Origin of the sequence: Providencia sp. PROV182 (assembly GCF_028480325.1) — a bacterium.
GTDB classification, from domain to species: domain Bacteria; phylum Pseudomonadota; class Gammaproteobacteria; order Enterobacterales; family Enterobacteriaceae; genus Providencia; species Providencia hangzhouensis.
This window is the reverse complement of sequence record NZ_JAMPOL010000021.1, coordinates 21510-45303: the sequence shown is the minus strand read 5'-3', so window position 1 is coordinate 45303 and position 23794 is coordinate 21510. Positions and strand designations below refer to the sequence as shown.

The 23794-nt window shown below is 36.5% G+C and carries 22 protein-coding genes; 13 read left to right on the top strand and 9 right to left on the bottom strand.

The annotated features are described in order from the left end of the window. Position 1: 1 nt before the first annotated feature. From fliE to cspE, 3 genes are all read left to right on the top strand, one after another. Positions 2–313, top strand: a complete 312-nt coding sequence (gene fliE, locus PR834_RS16205; RefSeq protein ID WP_004255594.1) for a flagellar hook-basal body complex protein FliE — start codon at positions 2–4, stop codon at positions 311–313. 455 nt (positions 314–768) lie between these two features. Beyond that, the gene (locus PR834_RS16200) at positions 769–981 is read left to right on the top strand and encodes an AAA family ATPase (protein ID WP_071585855.1); all 213 of its coding nucleotides are present in this window, start codon (positions 769–771) and stop codon (positions 979–981) included. Positions 982–1262: 281 nt separating this feature from the next. Continuing rightward, positions 1263–1475, top strand: a complete 213-nt coding sequence (gene cspE / locus PR834_RS16195; protein WP_036957846.1) for a transcription antiterminator/RNA stability regulator CspE — start codon at positions 1263–1265, stop codon at positions 1473–1475. Positions 1476–1569: 94 nt separating this feature from the next. On the opposite strand, the gene aes is transcribed toward cspE, so the two are convergent. The 3 genes from aes to PR834_RS16180 all read right to left on the bottom strand — a co-directional run bounded on the left by aes (position 1570) and on the right by PR834_RS16180 (position 3906). Further along, entirely contained in the window at positions 1570–2535 is a 966-nt protein-coding gene (gene aes, locus PR834_RS16190) for an acetyl esterase (protein WP_164565358.1), read from the bottom strand. A 220-nt stretch (positions 2536–2755) separates the two neighbouring features. Continuing rightward, entirely contained in the window at positions 2756–2887 is a 132-nt protein-coding gene (locus PR834_RS16185; protein WP_004255580.1) for an entericidin A/B family lipoprotein, read from the bottom strand. Between the two features lie 551 nt (positions 2888–3438). Next, positions 3439–3906 carry a DUF1097 domain-containing protein gene (locus PR834_RS16180; RefSeq protein ID WP_196725242.1) on the bottom strand — a complete coding sequence of 156 codons (468 nt, stop codon included), beginning with the start codon at positions 3904–3906 and terminating at the stop codon, positions 3439–3441. Positions 3907–4372: 466 nt separating this feature from the next. On the opposite strand from PR834_RS16180, the gene PR834_RS16175 reads away from it, so the two are divergent. After that, positions 4373–4873, top strand: coding sequence for a hypothetical protein (locus tag PR834_RS16175; RefSeq protein WP_196725243.1), 501 nt, complete (start codon positions 4373–4375; stop codon positions 4871–4873). 134 nt (positions 4874–5007) lie between these two features. Here the strand turns inward: PR834_RS16175 and PR834_RS16170 are convergent, their stop codons facing one another. Further along, positions 5008–5925 (bottom strand): YadA C-terminal domain-containing protein, encoded by a 918-nt coding sequence (locus tag PR834_RS16170; protein WP_272536780.1) that lies wholly within the window; start codon positions 5923–5925, stop codon positions 5008–5010. Positions 5926–6623: 698 nt separating this feature from the next. Between PR834_RS16170 and def the strand changes: the two genes are divergently transcribed. Then, positions 6624–7133, top strand: a complete 510-nt coding sequence (gene def, locus PR834_RS16165) for a peptide deformylase (protein WP_004255567.1) — start codon at positions 6624–6626, stop codon at positions 7131–7133. A gap of 53 nt (positions 7134–7186) precedes the next feature. Here def and fliT read toward each other — a convergent pair whose 3' ends face one another. Genes fliT through fliD form a run of 3 tightly spaced genes read right to left on the bottom strand, consistent with a single transcriptional unit; the run spans position 7187 to position 9425 of the window. After that, positions 7187–7576 (bottom strand): flagellar protein FliT, encoded by a 390-nt coding sequence (fliT, locus tag PR834_RS16160; RefSeq protein ID WP_094961189.1) that lies wholly within the window; start codon positions 7574–7576, stop codon positions 7187–7189. Beyond that, complete coding sequence (gene fliS / locus PR834_RS16155) at positions 7566–7964, bottom strand: flagellar export chaperone FliS (RefSeq protein WP_094961190.1); 399 nt, start codon at positions 7962–7964, stop codon at positions 7566–7568. The genes fliT and fliS overlap by 11 nt, the downstream gene beginning before the upstream one ends. Positions 7965–7982: 18 nt before the next feature. Next, positions 7983–9425, bottom strand: coding sequence for a flagellar filament capping protein FliD (fliD, locus tag PR834_RS16150; RefSeq protein WP_094961191.1), 1443 nt, complete (start codon positions 9423–9425; stop codon positions 7983–7985). A gap of 380 nt (positions 9426–9805) precedes the next feature. On the opposite strand from fliD, the gene PR834_RS16145 reads away from it, so the two are divergent. Continuing rightward, positions 9806–11101, top strand: a complete 1296-nt coding sequence (locus PR834_RS16145) for a FliC/FljB family flagellin (RefSeq protein WP_272536779.1) — start codon at positions 9806–9808, stop codon at positions 11099–11101. A gap of 184 nt (positions 11102–11285) precedes the next feature. On the opposite strand, the gene PR834_RS16140 is transcribed toward PR834_RS16145, so the two are convergent. Beyond that, positions 11286–12464 carry an MFS transporter gene (locus PR834_RS16140; protein ID WP_187710223.1) on the bottom strand — a complete coding sequence of 393 codons (1179 nt, stop codon included), beginning with the start codon at positions 12462–12464 and terminating at the stop codon, positions 11286–11288. A 618-nt stretch (positions 12465–13082) separates the two neighbouring features. Here PR834_RS16140 and PR834_RS16135 point away from each other — a divergent pair. Further along, positions 13083–13796 carry an RNA polymerase sigma factor FliA gene (locus PR834_RS16135; protein ID WP_272536778.1) on the top strand — a complete coding sequence of 238 codons (714 nt, stop codon included), beginning with the start codon at positions 13083–13085 and terminating at the stop codon, positions 13794–13796. A 202-nt stretch (positions 13797–13998) separates the two neighbouring features. Here PR834_RS16135 and PR834_RS16130 read toward each other — a convergent pair whose 3' ends face one another. Continuing rightward, positions 13999–14448 (bottom strand): GNAT family N-acetyltransferase, encoded by a 450-nt coding sequence (locus tag PR834_RS16130; protein ID WP_140170695.1) that lies wholly within the window; start codon positions 14446–14448, stop codon positions 13999–14001. Positions 14449–14657: 209 nt separating this feature from the next. Here PR834_RS16130 and cbpA point away from each other — a divergent pair, with 209 nt between their 5' ends. The 6 genes from cbpA (at position 14658) to PR834_RS16100 (ending at position 23538) form a co-directional block, all read left to right on the top strand. Then, complete coding sequence (gene cbpA, locus PR834_RS16125; RefSeq protein WP_110591563.1) at positions 14658–15596, top strand: curved DNA-binding protein; 939 nt, start codon at positions 14658–14660, stop codon at positions 15594–15596. Further along, a complete protein-coding gene (locus tag PR834_RS16120; RefSeq protein ID WP_140170694.1) occupies positions 15596–15889 on the top strand; it encodes a chaperone modulator CbpM in 294 nt (97 codons plus the stop codon). Before cbpA ends, PR834_RS16120 begins: the two co-directional genes overlap by 1 nt. Positions 15890–16443: 554 nt before the next feature. Beyond that, positions 16444–22095: a two-partner secretion domain-containing protein gene (locus PR834_RS16115; protein ID WP_272536777.1), complete on the top strand. Its 5652-nt coding sequence runs from the start codon at positions 16444–16446 to the stop codon at positions 22093–22095. A gap of 10 nt (positions 22096–22105) precedes the next feature. Beyond that, a complete protein-coding gene (locus PR834_RS16110) occupies positions 22106–22612 on the top strand; it encodes a contact-dependent growth inhibition system immunity protein (protein ID WP_125890844.1) in 507 nt (168 codons plus the stop codon). Then, positions 22591–23031, top strand: a complete 441-nt coding sequence (locus PR834_RS16105; RefSeq protein WP_196725447.1) for a hypothetical protein — start codon at positions 22591–22593, stop codon at positions 23029–23031. The genes PR834_RS16110 and PR834_RS16105 overlap by 22 nt, the downstream gene beginning before the upstream one ends. Continuing rightward, positions 23032–23538 (top strand): contact-dependent growth inhibition system immunity protein, encoded by a 507-nt coding sequence (locus tag PR834_RS16100; RefSeq protein ID WP_196725446.1) that lies wholly within the window; start codon positions 23032–23034, stop codon positions 23536–23538. Positions 23539–23794 lie beyond the last annotated feature (256 nt).

Below are 23794 nucleotides of genomic sequence, written 5' to 3'. Positions count from 1 at the left end.
AATGACAGTTCAAGCGATTGAAGGGGTTATTTCACAATTAAATGTCGTGGCAACCCAAGCCACTAACCCAATTAAACCCGTAATAGAGCCAGTTGGATTTGCTGATCACCTAGTTGCTTCCGTAAATCAAATTAATAAAACACGTAATGATTCAGCTAAGCAAGTTGAAAACTTCACGTTAGGAAAGCAAGATATTTCCTTAAATGACGTGATGGTTGATATGCAAAAAGCAAGTTTAAGTTTACAAATGGGAATTCAAGTACGTAATAAGCTAGTGGCGGCGTATCAAGAAATTATGTCTATGCCAGTATGATTTTACTATTTATTTGAATGTAATAAATTAATTGATCTTTTAGTACTCTGTTGGGAAAGTAATGGGGTAATTTTTTATTGCCAATAATAATCGGTTCGCATATTTTAATTCGATGATCAAGCATAGGAATAACAGTATGAAACGATTTATTGATAAGTGTTTTGTTATGGTTTCGTTCGTTATTGTTGGGTTATCATTTGTCTTTGCTGGTGGGCTTCCGTTTGACCCAACTGAAAAAAGTAGTCAATCATAACTGTAATGCATTACAAGATTTAAAAGCTGCGTGATGCGGCTTTTTTGTTATCTTAAATCCTACTTTATATATTGTTATTGTGAATTATCAATGGTCATTTTACCAAAGTAGTATCCAAATAATGATTTAGATAAATGATAAATATTGGTATCATGATTAAGTGTTTTTACCTAATCGCTGTATTGGAAAAATAAAAGCCATTATGAAAGTAATATCTTCGCTATTTTGTCTATTTTTAATTACGGGTTGTACATTTACGCCTTCTTTCGAGCCTGATAAACCAACATGGCCAAAGCCACATAAAGACGCCCGTTCATCCGAACAAAAAAGAGCCGATAGAGAAGCGGTACATGAGCAACAGCGAGCGGTGATGAGGGGCGAAAGGCCTGATTATGGTGTTTTTGATAGGTATTAAACCTGAAGATGTTTTCTTTTAGGTTCGGATAAATAGCAAACTATTTGTTTCTTGAATTGATGTGAAAATAAAATTTGCCATTTGGTTATAAGTGTGGCTTAATGTGCTCACTGGTTTGGAAGTACAGGCCTATTTATGTTAGTCAGTTTTAAGATGTTCACCATTAAGCGTTATCTCAGATACCACTTCATTGCGAATTCCTTCTAATTAATTCCCATAAGTACCACAAGAACAAACCGCAACATGCCTTATGGCAATTTTAAAAAATTAAAGGAAATTCTATGTCTAATACAATGACTGGTACAGTAAAATGGTTTAACGATGATAAAGGTTTTGGTTTTATCACTCCTGCAGACGGCAGCAAAGATGTATTTGTTCACTTTTCTGCAATTCAAAGTGATAACTTCAAATCATTAGCAGAAGGCCAACAAGTTTCATTCACCATTGAAAATGGTGCTAAAGGCCCAGCAGCAGCTAACGTTATCGCTAAATAACGATAAACGAATCGCTAAGCATTCAAAAACCTCGCTAAATGCGAGGTTTTTTCGTTTTTATCGTCTGTTATCTTCAATAAATATAGAGTTAATATTATAAAAGTTGTTTGATAAAATAATTCGCACCATCACGAATTGCTTCATCTGATATTTGCATCATGCGAGAGTAATGTAAGAAAGCATGCAAAGTTCCTGGGTACATTTTATATTCACAAGATATATTGTTAGCGTCGAGTGTTCGGAATAAAGCCAAGCTATCATCTAATAGCGGGTCAAATTCTGCACTAGCAATAAAGCAAGGTGGAATATCATTGGTTAAGTCATTATTGAATAAGCAGTAATAAGGGGCTTCTCTATCACCATTTTCCCCGAGATAGGCATTATCATAATTTTCTAAGTCTTCTTTTTGTAACCCATCCCATTCCCCACCATATAGCCGCCGACTGATTGAATCCTGTAAGCCATAAAGCCCATACCACAATAAAACGGATTTAATATTGGCACTTTCTATAGTGTTATCACGCAACCAAAGTATAGAAGCAAGAGATAACATTGCGCCAGCTGAGTCACCTGCAAAGCCAGTTTGTTGCATATTGATATTATGCTCTGCGGCATTTTGTTGATAATACTGGTAAACGGTGGATATTTCTTCAATGGCTTGGGGGTAACGAGCTTCAGGGGATAACGAATAATCTATTCCAATAACGGTACAGCCTGAATAACAGGCTAGTAACCGCATTATGCGGTCATGAGTTTGTAAATTACCTAAAATAAACCCGCCTCCGTGAATATAAAATAAAGTTGCTGGTGGTGACTTCAGGGGTTGAAATAGACGAGTCAAAATATTGCCATATTGAGTTGGTACTTGAATATCGTAAATATTGTGCATCATTGGGGCTTCTGCATTCCAATATTTTCTATCTTCAATATACGCTTGTCGCATTCCGTAATAGCTGGTGTCAATAGGGGAAGGGGATGGGTTTTCTGCATAAAATTGCATTACAGATTGCATTTCAGGTGAAATGTGGTCTAACACATTAATTTTATTTTTCGGGTTCATTATGCTCTCCTAGCTGGATGGCTCCCATTGTAAAAGAGAGGCATAATTAAATTGTGATCCTGTTAGCCAATATTAAAATGTTCTGTATTTCAATAGAGTAAGGTTTAGGAATTTATAGGCTCTTTAAATTTATATACCAAACGGCGAAACTGTCACCGTTTGGTATATATGTCAGTTCTAGTCGAGGTAGCTAATATTTAAGGATGATGGTTGTTAGCCATCATTTAGCTGCTCTTTGTATGGCTTCGCCACCTGCTTCTATATCTTCACCAACACCTTTGGTGGTGTTGCATGCGCTTAAAGAGAATACGACAGCTAATGAACAGGCTAAAAAGCAAATTTTTTTAATCATATCTTCTTCCTTTCGTTACATTCAGTTATAGGTCTTAAGATATTCTTATTCAAGTATAGCAGAGGAATGAAAGTGTGTTTTTCAAACGATTCTGATTTTACGTTCTAGCCATGTAAATTTAATTAGTTTATTACGCTTTTATTTCGCTTTTGATTAGTTTAATAGTCTAAGTTATCGATTAACGAAAGAAAAACATATTGGTGCTTAGAAAAGGTTTTACTTTTTTATTGATAATATAAGGATGCAGAAAAATCTGAATTTCACTATATGATTATATTAAAAAGAATTAATTCGACTGATGTTTGACCAGTTGTATAAGCTTTATTAATCTAAATTGGAATTTCAAGTCCGAATTTTATCATTTTATTAACAAACTTATCATTATTATATTTGTGGGTATAAGTAAGGGTACTTAGTTTAATATTCAATTAATTACTAGTTAAATCAAAATGTTATATATTGCTGTTAGACAATTTTAATGTAATATCGAATCTGTTTGAAATTCCCTTGGTTTCATTGATTTATTTAAACCGCCATATTGGCGGTTTTTTTTAGTTTTTATCCGATAAGTACTTTTCAAATAACCAAAGCCCACTTTTTTTCATTGCAAAGCCAAATAGCACACCGATTAATAGTGATTGAATCGTTACCAACCAAGCACCTTCAGCCGCAAAAATAGTACAAGTACCCACAAACGTGCCTGGTATATAAGAAAGCCACTGTTTTTTAGCTTGCATACACATCAAAAAGGCAACAATACCCGTAACAAAGTACCCAACAAAATGAGGTAAGTGTTGCAGGTAGTCACCGCTATGCAGGATTACCAACCCCCAAACTACACCGCTACTGACGGTTAGTGCAGTAATACCTAGCCCTTTAAGCCCATCTTTGGGGTAAGCAAAATACGCAGTACAGCCTAAAAAGCCGGCCCAGCCGATTAACCCTAAGCTATCTGCAACCCAAGCCCATATACCGGAGAGAATGGCGGTTGTTAAAGAAAGAGAAAATAGTAATTTCACAATTTGTACTTTACGTTATGGTTATTTGTTAATAATACGACTGGTGAATGCTTCTTCGTCCACCAACTAGTTACAAAATCCACTAGCTATAAAAGCAATTAATTACAAAACCAGGTTGTAACGATTCAGCTATCTTGTTATTCAAGAACCATCTAGGGAGTTTTAGGTATTGCTAGAGGGGTAACTGACTAAGAATACGATAGTTATCTATATTGCAGTGATACTGGGATCCTGTAAAGCAGAGCATTGTATAGACCCAAAGTAAATCTGGCAATCTGTATACGATGATTTATCTGTATTAACTTTATCTTTTTGATAATAATTAATTGTATGTAAATTTAGTGTTAAATAAATAACTTAAAATATAAATATTAATGTTGATTGAGTTAATAGCTGATGACTTTTTTACTTCAATTTAGCCTCCTCACCCTGTAGCATTAGATAAATTGACTAGTGAGGTGAGAGTATGAAATGGATGGTAGTTGGGGTTGCTGCGTTGTTATTAGTAGGGTGCGATACCACATCGACTGCACCATTTGGCCTAAACTGGGGGCAAAGTATTGATAGCATAAGTTTTATTAAAGCGGGGAAATGCCAAAAAAATGGCAATAAAACAGTTTGTACTTTTGGGCAGCAAAAACCTTTTAATGATTGGAGCTATGAAAACCAACTAACTTTTGATGATGGCGCACTCATTCAAGTTGCCACTACACTTGTTGGGGTTGAAGATTATACCTCGCCAAAACCAGATTTTGCGGACTTCCAACAAAAGTTAGAAAATGAAATGAGTTATTTGACAAAGCAAGGGCTTAGCCAGCAAGTCGCCAGTGAATTTCTCTCGAAATGCCAATCTGAAACCAGTTGTAATAAAGTAAGTGAGTCATCGCTAACTCATGTCGGTATGTCTAATCTTTGGGTTACCATTAACCCAACACCAATTGCGATTGTGACTTATCACCAAGATTAATTACAACGCAGAGCTAGTTAATTTAGATATTGGCCGATTAGGGCGATTAAAAATAGTACCAATGTATCATTGGTACTATGGTTAATGTTTATAAATAATTTATAAAGGTTATATGAAAAATAGGGGTTAGATAATTACCAACCGAAGGCGACACCCGCTCCGATAACGGCAGAATCAGAGTTATTCCAAGAAACAGAACTGCGTAAGTTGATATTTTCTTTTAGTCGATATTGAGCCCCAGCAGCGATCGCAGAACCATTTTTGTAATTACCTACGCCAACACCGGCACTAAAACGGGTATTTGTTGCATAAGGGATATTGCTCATTGCAGCAACGGAGGCAATACCCGCATTGGCTTCTTGGGCACGTTTATCTATTTTGCTATCAAGCTGGCTGACTCCATGGTCAAATTTATTTTCTAATTTTGTGAATTTAACTTCGTTCGCTTTTTGTGTTTTGGCCGCATCACTTTTTAGGGTTTTTATTGACGAGGTGTTTCCAATGACTTTTTTATCTAGATTCTGAATATTGGTATTCAATTGTTCGGTGACTTGGTCGGCCGCATTTACACCAATTAATGCACCTTGTACATATAATTCAACTTCTTTTAATTTTGAGTCAAACGCATGGTGTTCTGTTTCATTATCTTTGTTTATTGATGTGATTTGGTCATTAATTAAATCAGTGTTGTTTTGTATTTTTTCGGCGTTTATGTTGTAATAATCAAGTATGGAATTGTCTACGGTATCTTGTAACTTCACTAACTCACTTCGTATATTCGTAGTTTCTGATTTAAGCCTATTGTTATTGTTTTTCTTTAACTTATTAATGCTATTATTAAAACTTGAATCCATCTGGCTTATTTGGCTATCAATATTATTGATTCTTTCATTAATATCAATAATGCTTTTAACGTTATTTTTGATGCCATATGCGTTGATATGGCTTAATGTTGGTGCGGGCTTTGAAAATGTAGTGTTGGCTGCTGCATTATAAGACAAACCGCTGAGTAATATAGCCACTAAGTGACGAGCTAATGCTTTCTTTTCCATGTGTTAATTTCCGTATTATTTAAAATATTATCTAAAGAAGAATGAAGAGGGGATTTGTTTTTCTCAACTTATTTATAATAGGGTCATTTTTCTGGCGAGTAAAATCGATTTTTTAAATTATAATTATTCGGGATATTCGTGTTTGATTGGAATAAAGACGGTGAAATTTTTATTATAAATATATCTGAATTTTTAAATTAATTAAATTATAAGATACTCTGCTTATTATTTGTTGTATATTAATTTGAAAATAATTTGAATGTGGCCCAACTGTATTTTTATGATGAAAAAACATAAAATTAAATATCCATAGGCAAATAACTGCGACTAGCCGATAAAAATAAAAACAGTTGGAAACCTACAAAGGAGCACCATTTTTCTATTTTAGATGTTTTTTTCCAAATAACGTGTTATTTTTCTGTGAAATTTTATGTACCTTGTGTGGCATAAGGGTTTAAACTAAACAGCTTAGTGATAATTTATTGATGTTTAAAGTGAAATTTTCTTTCGGATTAACAATGCCATTTTTTGCATGTTGTTGATGAAATAGAAAGACGATAATATTTTATCTGTTCGTCATACTTCACTGGCAGAGTTGTGATGGCAGTTAGCGGCTATCGAATATCGCTACTGCCGCTTAAAATATTTTGAATTATTGATATTTGAATAAAAGTAATCGAATTTATAGGGTTTAAATTATGGCAGTAAGAGAAATTATTGAAATTCCAGATGAACGACTGCGTATTAAATGCAGCCCAGTGACGGATTTCGCTGCGGTACAAACCTTAATCGACGATTTGTTAGATACCATGTACAGCACGGATAACGGCATTGGCCTTGCTGCCACGCAAATTGCTGAAACTAAATCCATTATGGTGATTGATATTTCAGAAAACCGTGATGAGCCCATGGTATTTGTTAACCCTGAAATCGTCGAAAGTGAAGGGGAAACCAGTTATCAAGAAGGGTGCTTGTCTGTGCCGGAAATCTATGCGGATGTAGACCGTTTCCTGCGCGTTAAAGTGAAAGCGTACGATAGGCACGGTAAAGCGTTTGAAGTGGATAGTGACGAGTTTTTAGCAATTGTCATGCAACATGAAATTGACCACTTACACGGTAAAGTGTTTCTTGACCACTTGTCGCCGTTAAAACGCAATATGCTGTTGAAAAAACTGAAAAAGCAGCAACGTCTAAAGCAGCAACAATAGGCTGTAATCCCGAAGGGAAGAGGGTGTCAGGCTTGTTGGCCTGACACTTAAATTCATTCCATGGGGCGAACGACTAACGGGGTGTCTGGCTCATCAAATTGGCCATAGCTATTATTGAGTACCCGTTTTTGGTCTAATTGCTTAATTTCTTTGCTTAAAAAGTTTAAATGCTGTTGTAAATATTCTTTAGTAACGCGTTCATTTTCAATAATTTTATGCAATAACTGAATAAACTCTTCAGTTATTGGCTGCTGTTTTTCGAACGCTTGCGTTAACTTGGTGAGGTTTTCCACCGCAAGGACATATTCTGTCTCTCGGGAGACCAACGTCTCCCATTCCCCGGATTGCGCTAAGGCAACTAAATTTTCACTTAATACTAAGACATTACGGTATATTTCTTGTAAATCGATAGGATTTTTATTGTCCACCTGATTATCTTTCATCCACATTTGCACCGATTTGTTGCCACGCAGAGGCGATATCGGAGAGTAATTGGTAAACTTCTTGGACATAAGCCACGTTGTTTTCGAGGTTGGCACGGAGTAGCTGCATAGTCATATACTCATACAAACTTGCTAAATTTTCTGCAAGTTCGCCGCCAGCTTCATAATTTAACGACTGCTTTAACCCTGTGTCAATGATGTCGATAGCTTTTGAGATTTCTTTACCTTTTTCAGCCACCTTACCCTGGTGCATAAAAATTTCCCCACGTTTTAGGGAACTTAGCGCCCCTTTAAACAGGATTTGGATCAGTTGGTATGGGGTCGCATTGGTGATTTCACTCTCCAAATCGACCTGCTGATAGGCTTGCTGTGCGTGTCGTTGATACATGTTTTTAACCTAAAAGTATTAGCCTAATAATCGGCCTAATGAATTACTGGTGCTGTTCAGTGACGTCATCATTTTATCGAGGTTTTGGAATTGACGACGGTACATGTCCATGGTGTTTTCGATTTGTTTATTGGTCTGCTCAATCCGTTTGTCTAAGCTTTTCTTTTTCTTCTGGATACCATCGGTGGCGTTGTGCAGGGTGCCTTCTTTGCTGTCCAAGGTGTCTTTCAAGTAGTTAAAGTTTTCAGTCCCAAAACCAGTTTCTTTACCGTCACCGGCAAAAAACACTTTGGCACTCGATGGGTTTTCTTTGAGCACTTTATCTAGCACTTTATTATCGATTTCTAAGGTGCCATCCAGTTTTTGTTTAATACCCATTTTAGCCAGAGTATCGACTTCCCCACTGGCTTGTGGCATACGAACTTGCGTGCGCAGGGTGCTCTGGATCATGCGTAAAGTGGAATCACCAATTAGTGGGCCATTGGTTTTATCTGGTGCGGTGCCTTTTTCCGTTGGGGTGTATTTGGTGAGCTCTTTGGCTAACGTTTGGAATTCATTATAGGCATCTACCCACGCTTTAATTTTACCTTTGGCGGGTTCAATATCTTCCGAAACGATTAAATGGTCAGCTTTACCGTCTTCACTTTCTTTTTTCAGCGTTAAGGTTAAACCAGGAAATAAGTCTTTGGCTTCATTGGTTTGTGATTCTAATTTGAAACCATCGATTTCCAATAAGGCAGTTTGTGGAGCCACTTTTTGCACCATACCACTGGTGTCGGCATTTTTTAAGGTAACCTTACCATCCGCATCAATTTCAGACTCAACATTAAGAATAGCAGCCAGCTTGTCATCGCCTTCCACATTGATACTAATACGGTTTTCACTACCTTCTTTTTTAGAGGTAACGACAAGGTGATAGATATTGTCTTTATCTTTGATGACGGATGCGGAAACGCCTTTATCAGTTTTATTGATGGCATCCGCAATTTCAATCAGTGAGGTGTGCTCGTTATCCAGTTTGATAACGATTTTATCTTTATCTTCTTTTTGTGACGGCTGTGTGATGGTAATGGTTCGCTCAGGTGCACCATTGCCCAGCAATTCTTTATTGCTATTGTTAGGTGTGCCTTTGGTGGCGATAGTTTGTGCTTTTGCTAACTGAGTGACTATCACATCATGTACACCCGCTACCGCTTTGCCGTCAGTTTTCACGTCAAAGGCTTTGTATTCGCCATTCACTTTGGTGGTGCTGATATCGCCGTATTTTTTTAAGTCCTCGGCGGCTTTTTTTAGTTTTTCTAAGGACGACTGCATTTTGCCAAAGGCGCTAATTTGTGCATCATAGCTGGCTTTTTGTGTGGTCAGTGGCTCTAAGCGACGGCGCTCCATCGCTTCTAATTGGTCCATTTGTACGTTTAAATCTAAGTTTGACCCGATACCGAGTGTGGATATTCCTGCCATGTTTTCTCCTATTCTATGTCTGTGACATAAACTCTGAAATAAAATTTATTTAGAGTCTTATCGGCAAAACGGAGCAAAATTTTAGACTATTCTGAAAAAGAGTGATGGCGAGAGCTGATAAGAGAAAAGTAGGTAATTATCCCTATTGAAAATAAATAATAAGATAATTAATAAAAATAAATGGATGTGTTAAAAATGAAAGTGTTAAAAATAATGGCATTAAAAGCGGGCTGTAAAGCCATTTCCAACCTTACAGATAAAAATTTTCATCAAAAAGCCTAAAGGGGACTTTTTTGTAGCCGATAACCTAGTTGCTGACGAAATTCATCAAGTTAAGCATTTTGGCTTAACGCATTAATTTGAATAATAAGGATCACATCATGGCACAAGTTATCAACACTAACATTTTGTCTCTGACCACTCAGAACAACTTAAACCGTTCACAAGGCGTACTGGGTACTGCAATTGAGCGTTTATCATCTGGTTCACGTATCAATAGCGCAAAAGACGATGCGGCAGGCCAAGCAATTGCTAACCGTTTCACAGCTAACGTTAAAGGTTTAACTCAAGCTGCGCGTAATGCCAACGACGGTATCTCTATTGCACAAACTGCGGAAGGTGCAGTTAACGAAATCAACGATAACTTACAACGTATTCGTGAGCTGACTGTTCAAGCAAGAACCGGTTCAAACTCAGAGTCTGATATTACCTCGATTCAAGAAGAAGTAGATCAACGCTTAGCTGAAATTAATCGTATTTCTGAACAAACTCAATTTAACGGCGTTAAAGTACTAAGCAAAGATTCATCTTTAAAAGTCCAAGTTGGTGCGAACGATAACGAAACTATCTCTATTGATTTGAAAAAAATTGATAGTAATGTCTTGAAAGTTGATAATCTAAATTTGACTAAAAAAGGTCAAATAGGTGATCAAATTAAACTGAAAGATACTGCTGTGGATGGAAAGGCGGCAATTAAATATAAAGGCGATACCGCTGGTAATGAATTAGTTAAAGGTGGTGATAACAAGTTTTATTTAAAAACAAACGATGGTACCGATGATCAATATGAATTAGTAGAGGCAAAAGACTTCAATACGGATGGAACCATTAATAAAGCTGCTCTAGGACCAAAGAGTACAACTGCCCCAGCAGGCGCAACAGCAGTTGCACCTGACACAGAAGTAGTTCCAGCAGGAGCAGGTCAAGCTGCAATTAAATTGGATGAAGGGCAACAATTATTCCAAAAAATAGATACCGATGGAAAAGCTGTAACTGATACTTTCCTTTTGAAACAAGATGGTAAATATTTTGAAGTTAAACGTGAAGATTTTAAGGCAGATGGTACTTTAGACACAACTAAAGTGGATCTTGCAACAGCTACGCCAGAGACAATGAATATCGATGATGAACCTTTAGCTGCCTTAGATGAAGCGTTAAAAACTGTAGATACCCTACGTTCTTCTTTAGGTGCTATCCAAAACCGTATGCAATCTACCATTAATAACCTGAACAACTCTGTTAACAACTTAAGCGCAGCACGTAGCCGTATTCAAGATGCTGACTTCGCAACAGAAGTTTCTAACATGAGCCGTGGTCAGATTCTGCAACAAGCAGGTACTGCTGTGTTGGCACAAGCTAACCAAGTTCCACAAGGTGTTTTAAGTCTGTTACGTTAATTTAGACTTGTATTCCTGATTAAAGGCCAGCAATGCTGGCCTTTTCTTTGCCCGTCATACTTCGCGCCGCAGCGTTGTTGACTTCAGTCGCTCACCCGAATCACGTACCTATGTACGCTCATCGGGATAATCTCCTTCGTCGCCTAGCCGCACCACGAATTATTTAGGGCTCGCTTAAGCATTTTCAGACAAGTTCTGTATGGCTTTTAGCGCTGGTTTTGGCACAGCTGTAAATTAATATATTTGATAACAGAATAAAAATAATAATAGCGAGAGGGGTGTTGACCAGAAAACCAGACTCATAAGCATAGGGTAGGGCAATTCCACCAAAGATATCCCCTGTCAAAAATGCGGTTTGTATTAAACCAAAAATATGCTCGGCATTTCCTTTGCGTGCAATCTCCATCTCAACCAAATTAATTAATAGTGAGCAAACGGTTCTAAACATATACATGGCAATAACCGAGATGGCGAAAACAATCGGGGAACTAAATTTTATTGACCAAAACATACCATAGAGCATCAGCATGCATAAACCAGAAAAAACGAGTAATGAGATAGGTTTATCTTTGTCAGAAAAAATAAACATAAAAAGGTTCTTGAGTACTAGCCCGGTGATCACACCTAATGATAGCACTAGGCCAACATTTGTATCTGAAAAGTGCATGTTTTTTAAATACACCGGAATAATGGGTAAGATCAGTGCCCAACTGGCGCCACTGATAATAAATGCAATGAATAAAATTAAATCTGCTTTACTGAGAAAAGGGAAAAATGAAGTGGTTTTTTGGGGGGGATTCTTAGCTAATGGTGTTTTATTCAGTGGTATTTTTAATGACGGGATGGCAATTATGGCGATTAGTACCATACCTCCACTAATTAACAAAGCCGAACGATAGGGGGGTTGATCTATAATCGATAAAATTGTGACTAGCCCCCCAGCAATAAAAGCCCCAAGGCTTTGTGCTACTGTGCTTAAATTATCAGTGTGCAGTAGGACTTTATTTTGTTCCTGTTTATCAATATTAAAAATCAGTGATTTTAGCGCAATAGCGATAATACTCGCACCCATCCCTGCCATCAAACCTGAAGTCACGGCGATAGCCATCCCTGTGGGATAGGCTCTAAGAACAAGGCCACATCCATACAGTAAAAAGCCCACAATTAAACCAGTCTTAGTACCAAATCGGGATAGCCCTTTGGCATAAAGTAGTGAGCACGCCCCCGCAATTGCCATCATTACGTATGAAATTGAAAATAACTTCAATTGTGCTTGCTGTTCCCAATAGATGGGTTGTAGTGTTTTGGATATCCACATTGGGAAAAGATAGAAAAAATAAAAGAAATATATTTTGTATATCATTTTTCTTCTTAATTATTTAAGTTTAAATTAAAAGATAATAAATTAAAAATATCTATATGTTATTTTACTTTTTAATTAAACTAATATGCTATTACATTAGTGAATGTAAAAATACATTATATAAGTTAAATCTGTCAAATAATAAGTTGTTTACCTTGTTAGTCCGAATTAACTTAATGTTTAATTAATATTAATTGTATTTAATAATGATATTATTTATATATAATCCATTAATCTGATTATTTTCTTTGTCATTATTTTCCATATCTAGTGCTATGTTTACTTTGGTTCTCATGCTTAGTGTTAAGCTAGCTTGCTGCTTACCGATAACTTTACTTGCTTTAAGAAGGCTAATTTAGTCAATAACAAAGTCTAAAGTCCAAATCTGCAATTTAATGACAAAATCACTTCTCAATAAAACAACCACTCCCTCTTGTATTACCAGTAAAATTCCATAAAAATTGTGTTAAAACAATCGTTAACATTGCAATCATTCAAATTTTACCTATTTAGGATAAGGCAAATAAAGCCATATTTAGTGCCTTACTCTACGGATTGAATTCAAAACCAACACAGATAATGAATAACTTTTATAGAGCTTGAAGGGTGATTCAGGTTGTGAGTGATTTGTATACTGCCGAAGGTGTGATTAATAAAAATAGCCTATGGGAGCGTTATTACCCTCTAATACGCCATGAAGCCCTAAAACTGCAAGTTAGACTACCCGCTAGTGTTGACATTGACGACTTAATTCAAGCGGGGGGCATAGGCTTACTGCATGCATTGGAACGTTTCGATGTGACTCAAGGGGCATCGTTCGCTACCTATGCGGTGCAGCGTATTCGTGGCTCAATGCTAGATGAATTGCGCAGCCGTGACTGGGTGCCGCGTAGTGTACGCCGCCAAGCGCGTGAAATGACCAAAGCCATTGGTGCGCTGGAGCAATCATTAGGGCGCAGTGCCACCGAGCCGGAAATCGCCAAAGCGCTGGATATTGACCTTGCTGAGTATCGCCAAGCGCTGCTAGACACCAATAACAGCCAACTGTTTTCCTATGATGAATGGCATGAGGTTCATGGGGAAAGCTGTGAGCCGCAAATGGATGAAGATGACGGCGGTAACCCGTTGAGTCTGTTGCTAGATTCCAGCTTGCGTGACCAAATCGCGGCGGCGATTGAGCAGCTGCCTGAGCGCGAGAAAATGGTGCTGACGCTGTATTACCAAGAAGAGCTGAATTTGAAAGAGATTGGGGCAGTGCTGGAGGTTGGGGAGTCAAGGGTGAGTCAGCTGCATAGTCAGGCTGTAAAACGCCTCCGCGGCAAATTGAAGTGATGCTCGTCATACTTCGCACCACAGCGTTGTTGGCTTCACTAGTTCACCCTAGTCACATACTTGTGTATGCTCCTAGGGCTAAACTAGCTTGCCGCCTAGCTGTAGCACGAATTATTTAGAGCATCAGTATCGAGTACTTTTAAAACTTATTTAAATTTGTTTTTCTATTATATTTCAACGCTTTTAACGATGTTACTTTCTATTATTCATCCAACTCTGCGGATCTAACCAAAAAATTCTCTGCCGTGGTGTGCCATGCTCTTGGGGATTGGGTGAACCCCAGTTTTAAGTATTCGGTGAGGTTGCTGTCGGTGGAGAAAAATAAAATCTGGCAGTCGGCGGGGAGTTCTTCAGCGACGAGGCGCATTAATTGGCGGTCGATACCGTGTTTTTGATAATGCATATCAACGGCCAGTTCGCAGATATAACAGCAAGAACTAAAATCCGTCACCGTGCGGACAAAACCGACCACCTGTTCGTCATCCCATGCACTAACCAATAAATCCGCGTTATTCAGCATTGCATCTAATTGAGTAAGATTATCGGTTGGCACCATTTCTTTAAATGGTGACTGGCGAATTAATCGAATAAAATCCTCAATAGAGATAGCAAAATTGACTTTATAGTTCAGGCGATTGGCAAGAGCATCCATAGAGTTCCCCTATTAATCAAACGGCACTCTTATAGGTTTAGCCTGAAATAGCGTAAATTTCCTGTTTTTTGTGGAATTTTATCATGGCCTAGCTATTCCAATTACTGCGTAAATGTCCTAAGTTAAATTCAAGGTCGTTGTGATGTTTAACCCAATTGGGTAAATACCATAAGAATTCTATTCAACAGATAAGTGAACGAGATATGACTATGGAACTAAAGGATTATTACAGCATCATGGGTGTTAAGCGCACCGATGATTTAAAAACCATTAAGACCGCGTATCGCCGTTTAGCGCGAAAATATCACCCCGATGTCAGTAAAGAGCCAAATGCAGAAGCGCGATTTAAAGAAATTGCAGAGGCGTGGGCGGTACTCAGTGACAAAGAAAAACGCGCGGAATACGATGAAATGTGGGAGCACAGAAATGACCCCTATTTTAACCAAGCTAACCAAGGCCAACAAAGCCACACATATTCTCAGCAAGGGTTTGATGCGGGTGGTTTTGATGACATTTTTTCATCGATGTTTTCCCAACGTACACGTGGTGGCACAAGGCAAGCACGCAGTCACCGCGGGCAGGACTTAGAAGTTGAACTGGCTGTTTTCCTTGAAGAAACCCAAGAACCACATAAACGTACCATTAGCTATAACTTACCCGTCTATAACGCTTTTGGTTTTATCGAAAATGAAGTTCCCAAAACACTTAATGTGACTATCCCGGCAGGGGTGATTGATGGGCAACGTATTCGCTTAAAAGGGCAAGGCACAGCGGGGGAAAATGGCGGTGAAAATGGCGATCTATGGATAACCATCCGCATTGCACCACATCCATTATTTGATATCAAAGGCCATGATTTAGAAGTGGTCGTGCCGCTTGCGCCATGGGAAGCAGCCCTCGGAACTAAAGTCACCATTCCAACATTAAAAGACCCGATTGTGATCACCGTTCCTGCTAATAGCCAAGCTGGCCAAAAATTACGCCTTAAAGGTAAAGGGCTGAAACATAAAGGCACAGCTGGGGATCTGTATGCGATTATAAAAATCGTGATGCCGAATAGCAGTAATGCAGAGTCGGATGCGCTATGGCAGAAGTTGGCTGAGAGCCATACGCACTTTGACCCGCGTAAAAATTGGGGAGGAAAATAATGGAACAGTTAACCACATTAACCGTTATTGATTTTTGCATTCATACCGGTATTGCTGAAGATGAATTACAGGAAATTGTCGGCCTTGGGATAATTCAACCTATTGAAACTACCAATGAATGGTTGTTTGACGACCAAGCGGTAGTCATTGTGAGAAGAGCCGTGCGTCTTTACCATGAATTAGAAATTGACTGGCCGGGCATCGCAATGGCGATGAGCCTAATGGATCAAAATGAAATACTCCGACGCGAAAATGAGATGTTGCGTTTACAGTTAAAACGTTTTATTGGTTAGTTAGCCAATAATTTAATTATTCACCACCACAAGCCTTAATAAGTAAATTAGGTTTGTGGTGGTTATAGTTGCTATTTGTTTTTTAAACTAATCATGTTTTTAATTTTTATAAGACATATAATAAATTTGATGCTTGCTTGATATATTTATCATCGTTATTTTTTATGCTAGGTCATATAGGGACATATACATGAAAAATACTATTATCATTTTTATGAAAATAATAAGCTTGATATTCACTTTTAATAAATATGCTTATTCTTTTTTGACGTCACTATCAATTTTCAGGGATATCCATGCTCAAGATAAAAATCCAAGATTGATATCAGAATTAAATCAAAGAAAAGAATTATAAAACCAGCCGTTAAAAAAGAAGGAGGAAATGAAAATAGTATTAAAAAAATGGAATTAAACTCATCATATGTTTTAATTAATGAAGTTAGAACACAAAGAATTCTAGCACTCCCTTGTATTATCCATCGAAATTAAAGGTAAATAATTGGTCATTACATTGGAATATTCAAGTTAACTCATAATCTATGTAGGAGAAGTTTATGGTTGAACATAAAATACCACGTTTGAAGCGTTTTATTATCTACTATCTGATGTGTTTATTTATATTATTTCCGATTAATCCATCTTGGGGTAGTAATGTTTTAATTTCAGGGAATGACTCTTCAGTTTATCAAAAAAACAGCACCACTATTGTTAATATAGCTACTCCAAATGAAAATGGTATTTCGCATAATAAATACCAACAATTTAATATCCTTGAAAAAGGTATTATATTAAATAATTCAAAGAATACAGTAAAAACTCAACTCGCAGGGGACATAAATGGAAACAATAGGTTAAGAGAAATTAATGCAGAACTGATTATTAATGAAGTTGTAGGAAATAGTCAGTCCCAGTTACTTGGAAAATTGGAAGTGGCGGGAAAATCTGCGAATGTGATTATAGCAAACCCAAATGGAATAACGTGCAATGGATGTAGCTTTATCAATGTTCCCGCGCTCACCCTAACAACAGGAAAACCATTTCTTGGTAGCGACGGTCAATTATCTGCTATTGAAGTAAAAAAAGGGACGATCACCATTGGCAATAAAGGAATGAATGCCGAAACCCCAAATTATACGGATATTATTAGCCAAGCAATGGTTCTTAATGGACAAATTAAAGGGAAAAATGTCTCATTGATGCATGGGAATAATCGTATTGATTTCCAAAAAGGAACTGTAACATCAATTAATGGCGAAATACAAAGCCCTATTATTGCTATTGATACAAAAGCACTTGGAGGCATGTATGCTGGCCAAATAAAATTAACGAGTACAGCATCAGGTATAGGAGTCAATTTAAATAACATTTACACCACTCAAGGGAGCTTAATACTAACTGCTGATGGGAAAATTACAACAAATGGTAATATTCAATCAAAAAATGAAATTAATGTTAGTGGTAAAGAACTCTATATTAAGAAAAATGCAAAATTAAATGCGGAAAATGATATTACCCTTGCGACAAATTCTTTAATCAATGAAGGCGAGATTATAGCAGGTAAGGACATGCGTATTTTTTCTAATACAATTAAAAATACGGGTGAAAAAGCACTTGTTCAAGCGAAAGAAAATTTGTGGATACAGAAAAATGCAATTGGAGATTTAAGTCAATCTATCGTAAACAAGTCCGCAACGATTAAAACAGAAAAGGGAGACTTGGTTGTTAGAGCGAAAGAGGTTGCAAATAACCGAAGCTTAGAGGGACTATATTTTACCGCTCAAGGTAGTGATGATAAAAAATCTGTTTTTTCCAATGATGCAGTGGGTAAGGAATTTAAAAATCCCATTATTTTAAACCCGATAAAAGAAGGAATAACAGATGATGGAGTTCTTTATTTTCTGACACATAATTATGATGTGCCCGCCTATGATTTTAGAGACTGGCAAAATAGTTATTTTGTCAATTCTGGGATTAGTGACCCAAAAAGAAACTTGGAGTTTTTAAATAGATTGCTTGGTGGTACAGTTCCCATTTCTTCCCTACCTGTTATTAATCTAGGAAATTATAAATATGCCTATAAAACCATTGGTAAAACAGGTGATATCTTGGCTGGTAAGAACTTATATATATCCGCTAATGAATTATTAAACTATGGTAGTAATATAAAATCAAAAGAAAATATGATATTGACAGGGAGGAGCTTCATAAATAGTAGTTTATTAGTTCAAAACGAACATGAGCGTTATTATAGGTTTACACCAAATGCCATGCGGAATGAATTAACATTCACAGATAGCCCTGCCATTAGCAATCAATTTATAGATTATAGTATTACTGGGTATAGACTACCTGATGAGACTTTTGCATTACGCCAAATAGACTACCCTATTTATGCTCCTGCCAGTATTTTCGCAGGTAATAATTTTATGAGTGATTTCTTAGAGGATGTGGATTTTAGATATACATCCAATGATAGAATATCACTAGGTAATGGCTTTGTTAAAGGCATTATTAATAAACCTGATTATGGCAACTCAAAAGCAAGTAAGCTATATCCATCTAATCGCTATTCTCACCTTGATTATTATGATGATAAACCTTTCATCGTTCTACCAAAAGATAAAGAAATCATTCAGGATGTACCTAATATTGTTACTGCTAAAAATGTTTTTATCAAGGGGGGAAATGTTAAAATTAATCATGGGTTAAAATCCGAACAGGATGTATACATATTTTCTAATACAAATATTGATTTAGAAAATGCAGAAATAGATACAAAGCATGATTTTATTCTTTCAGCTGATAAAAATATAGAAGTAAGGAAAAATAGTCAAGTAAATGCAAATAATGCGTTTATAAAATCTTTACAAGGCAGTGTGTTGATTTCAAATGACACGCCTGAAAGATATTACAATAAAAATGGGAAAGCATATGAAGGAAATATTTCAGTTAAAAATGATATCTTAGTGCAAGCAAAAGGAAATGTAATTTTCCTCGATTCAGTGATAAAACCTCTAAATAATTTCTCTGTAAATGCAGGTGAAAATATATTGTTTTTGGAAAACGATATAAATACCCCTAAGATACGAGTTAAAGAGTTATGGGATAGTGAAAAATATAAAACTAATTTTAATAACTTTCTTAACAATAGAGGGAAAATACAAACAAATAAAGACTTATTGCTTCAAGCGGGTGGTAATTTATTTTCATCAGGTTATGGTTTTTATTCTAATAATAACATTAATTTTATAAATGGCTCTGAGCTTTCAATTAGACCTCGATTCTCGTCTGGTGAATATGATGCTGTTCTTACGGACACACTAGATGCATATTTTTTACCAGAAAAAGCGAATGAATTAACGCGAGTATTATCTCATTCACAAATACAGAAACTAATTGCTCCCATTTCCGCTAAAAAAGATCTCACTATGATGAGTGGTGAAGATATGGGGATTATTTCAGCTAACCTTTCGAGTGGGGGAAACATCACACTATCAGCGGGCAAACAACTTACTCTTGATTCTACATCATATTCCTTGACTGACTTCCCAACTAGGAATTTTTATGAAAGGAAAAATTTAGTCACTTCAATAGAGAGTGGTAAAGATATTGTTTTAAGTTCTGCTGGAGATTTTGTTAGTCGAGGCGCTAAGTTAGAAGCAGGTAAAAATATCACAATTACAAGTGATAACAATATCAAGTTTGAAGCATTAACAGAGGAAAGTCGAAAAAATAATACAGATAAAAGGGAACAACGTAGATCAGAAATTCATAGCGGGAAAAATATCACTTTATTGTCAAATGGTAGTACATTATTTCAAGCAACAAAACTTGCAGCGAAAGGCTTTATTGATATTGCAGCTAAGGGGGGGATCCTTTACGCACAATCTATGATTGAAACGACTAAGTGGGAGGAAGAGCGCAAATATTGCAATCGTTTTTTAGGTATAAAATCATGCTTCTGGGGTTCGACCCATGAAATAAAAAACTTTCAATCTGCTACGAATAAAGTCTCTGAATTTGTCGCAAATAAAGATATCAACTTATTTGCCAAAGACGATATCACATTAGAAGCTACAAAACTCAACACCAGACAAAATGCAAAGATAACTAGCCAGACTGGTAAGGTGAATTTTAAAGCAGTTAAAAATAGTAAGTTTGAGCAAGTCATTTCTAATTCAACTGGCTTTTATATTACTCACCGGGATAAGGGATATAAAGAGGACTCATGGGTATTACCCTCATTACATATTGGTGGTGCATTGACTGTTGGTGCCGCGAATGGTGTGAGTGCAGATGTTAAAGCTAAAAATGCTCAAAATTTAGAAAGTGTCCTTAATGAATTAGGGAAAAGGGATGAAACTAAATGGCTAGCCAGTTTAAAAGATCGTAAAGATATCCAATGGGATATTGTTAAAGATGCTTATGAGCAATGGGATTATGAAAGTCAGCATTTAAACCCTGTAGTGTCAGCATTGATTATGATTTCAATTGCAGCAATGACTCACGGAACGGCAACCGAGTTTGCAGCTTGGGCATCATCCGGATCTAGTGGTGTGACAGGAGGTGCAATATCCGGAGCGGCTTATAGTGGCGTGATGGCTTTATCAGCTCAAACAGCTAATGCATTGGTTGAAAATAAAGGAGATTTAACAAAAACATTTAATGCATTAGGCCGGAGCGAAACGGTTAAATCGATTATTACCCAGATGGCTGTTTCCGGCGCACTTAGTGGTTTAGATGTTCATATGGAGTGGGGAGCAGGAACTGGGGCTGAAGCGAAGCTACCTTTATTGAGTGATGGTGATTGGAGTAATGTGGCACAACGTGTTGCGGCACAATCTGTTGTTAGTTCAAGCATTAATACATCAATTCAAGGTGGCAGTTTTACTCAAAATTTAAAAAATGCATTTTTAGGTAATGTCGCTAATCAACTGAATGCAGAGGGTGCTAGGCTAATTGGCGATAATGGGCAAATTTTAGGTCAATCAGGGAAAATGCTCAGTCACGCTGCTGTGAGCGGGCTTGCTGCTGAGCTTTCAGGTAACAATACAAAAGGTGCTGTTGTTGGTGCTCTCGCTGCGGAATTTGCAGCGATTGCTCTAGATGATAATTTAATTCAGGCGCATGAATGGAAAAAGAAAGCAGAACAAAAAGCTCAAATGGCGAAAGCTTTTGGCGGATTTGCAGGTGCGATATTTACTGGCGAACCCGGAGGGGTTTATAGCGCAGCAAATAGTGCTGAGAATACTTTTCGTTATAACTATTTATCTCACAAGCAACGTGAGTTAATGGAAAAAGAGCTAGCTGCTGAGCCTAATCTTTTTAAGCGTGCTGGGATCCATATCAAATGGGGATTAGCCAGTAGTCATCAGGATGGTATTTTTGCTGCCGGTTTCGTTGCGGGAGTTCCTGCAGAGTTATGGGATACATTAAAAGATGTTGTAAATGGAACAATAAATTATGAAGAAACATGGGATGGGATACGTGCTTTATTAACAAGTGAAACAATGTTCAGTGATATAGCTGAGGGTGAAAAACAAGATATTCTAAATCGAATTAATAAAATTGAAATCGAATATCAGAAAGCTGGAGCTGATGGTGCGTTTAATGCGGGTTTAGAAACTGGTCAACTATTTACTAAGGTAGCAGGATATATTGTTACTGTTAAAAGTGCTGCTAGCATATCAGCGAATTCAGGCCGATATGTTGATGCGCTATTGAATGGTAAAAAATCTTGGCCTATTATAGATATCAAAGAAATATATAGAATTGAGCCGGACGGTAGAAAAACCTATATGGCTTTTGGAGAAGGCGTTTACAAGCAAGGCTATCCATTTGAAGATTATATTGGTAAATCTAGAAAACTAGCGGATAGTGAAAGGTTACCTGCGGGGACGGAAACATTTGACTATTTTACAAAAAATAAAGAAGCGATAAGTGTAAAAACATTAGATACGGGAGCTAAAACATATCAAAACCCAGTTAAGATCAGTTCAAAAATAAACGGATATATAAATGATGTGGTTAATTTCAAAGGAATAAACAGCATTAAATTTAAGCTTGAAAAGTCAAGTGTAAAAAATAAAACGATAGAGTTAGCTATACCGTGTAAAACTACTCCAGCACAATGGATTGAAATTAATAAATCAATAATTTACGCTAATGATAAAAACATAAAACTTAATATAACGGTTGTTAAGTAAGGAACAATATATGCTTGATTATGATTCTGGGGATAATGTATCAATCCGAGTTAACGAACGATTTTATTTTATATTTGTTCTTTCGGGATATCATTTTTTTGTTAGAGATAATGAGACGCCCGTTTATTGTTTGGAAAAAGATACTACTGAAGAAAAGTTAGGTGAAATGTTAAAGTTAGCATTAAGTCAGTGTCGAATTATAGATCCGTATGAAAATTCTGATTTTTTTGATAGAAAGAGGATTGATGAAGACTATAAAGAGTGGGTTGGTGATGTGTTAATTAAATGTAAGTTTAAAAGTATAAAATCACTTTTTTTAAATATGATGTCATGCAGTATTAAACGAATTAATGGTAACATTATATTGCAACCTAGTTTGCATAAAAAACTAAAAGATTGGACGAGAGATGGATATAGTGATGATGATGATATTATTTTACCGGATACAGTAACAAACGCAGAATTAGGTAAAGCCATAAAGGAAGTGCTTTCTCGTTGCCGAAGTATGGTCAAGTAAAATGTCTAGGCTGTAGTGAAGGCGTTTACAAGCAAGGCTATCCATTTGAAGATTATATTGGTGTACATAGAAATTTTAAGAAAGCAGAAAGAATGCCATATGGGTTTGAAACTTTCGATTATTTTTCAAAGGGAGAAGCTGTAAGTGTGAAAACCTTAAATACCAGTGCAAAGACATACCAAAAGCAGAATGAAATAAATCGAGTACTTAACAGTTACATTAATAAAGTAAATGATTTTAAAGGTGCTAGTAAGTCCGGCGTTGAATTGAAAAGCTCAGATATAAAAACTAAAACAATAGAGCTAGGAGTTCCAGATAAAACAACAGCATCACAATGGCTGGAAATCAATCAGTCAATAATATATGCAGCAGAAAAGAATATAAGTCTTAGAGTAATAATTGTAAAGCAAGGAGGATAGATGAGTAATTCTTCTACTAAAGAGTCTTGGGTAAGCATTTACTTTAATGAGGAGTATTATTTTATACATACCATTTCGCGTTATAATCTCCGTGTTTTGGACTATAAAATGCCTATTTATCATCTTTCGAAAGAGGTTGATACGCGGGAGTTAGGCAAAACAATATTTTTAGCGCTGGATAATAGTAGAATAATTGATATAAATACGCCCGAGGATATTTTTAGTCGTGATGGTGTATCTTTGGCCTATCAAAAATGGATTGATGATGGGAAAAAAATATGCAAGTCGAAAAACCGTAAAAGTTTTTTATTAAAAATGATGTTATGCCACATTTGTCGAGAGGGTGATCATATAATAATTACGCCAACACTCCATAAAAAATTAGAAACATGGACGGGGGATGGGTTTACTGAGGATGACTATATTGTTTTGCCGGATAGTGTTTCTGATGAAGAACTTGGTGAAGCGATAAAGGAAGTTATATCTCGTTGCCGAAGTGTTATTTGAAATTTATATTATTAGATAGTTAATAAGATTTTTAATGGGGTATATAAGTAGTATTAATAAAATAAACTTTATTGGTTTTCTTCTGCGAAAATAAAATGTATGCAGTTTCATTCAATTCTTATTTATTTGTCAGTTATTTAAATAAATCTAAAAGCTAAGTTATTAGTAAATTGTATTATATTCTTTGATTAATTTGATAAAGCTAATAATGAAACAATATTTTAATAAACATGAACAACAAAAAAGCCCTTACCAT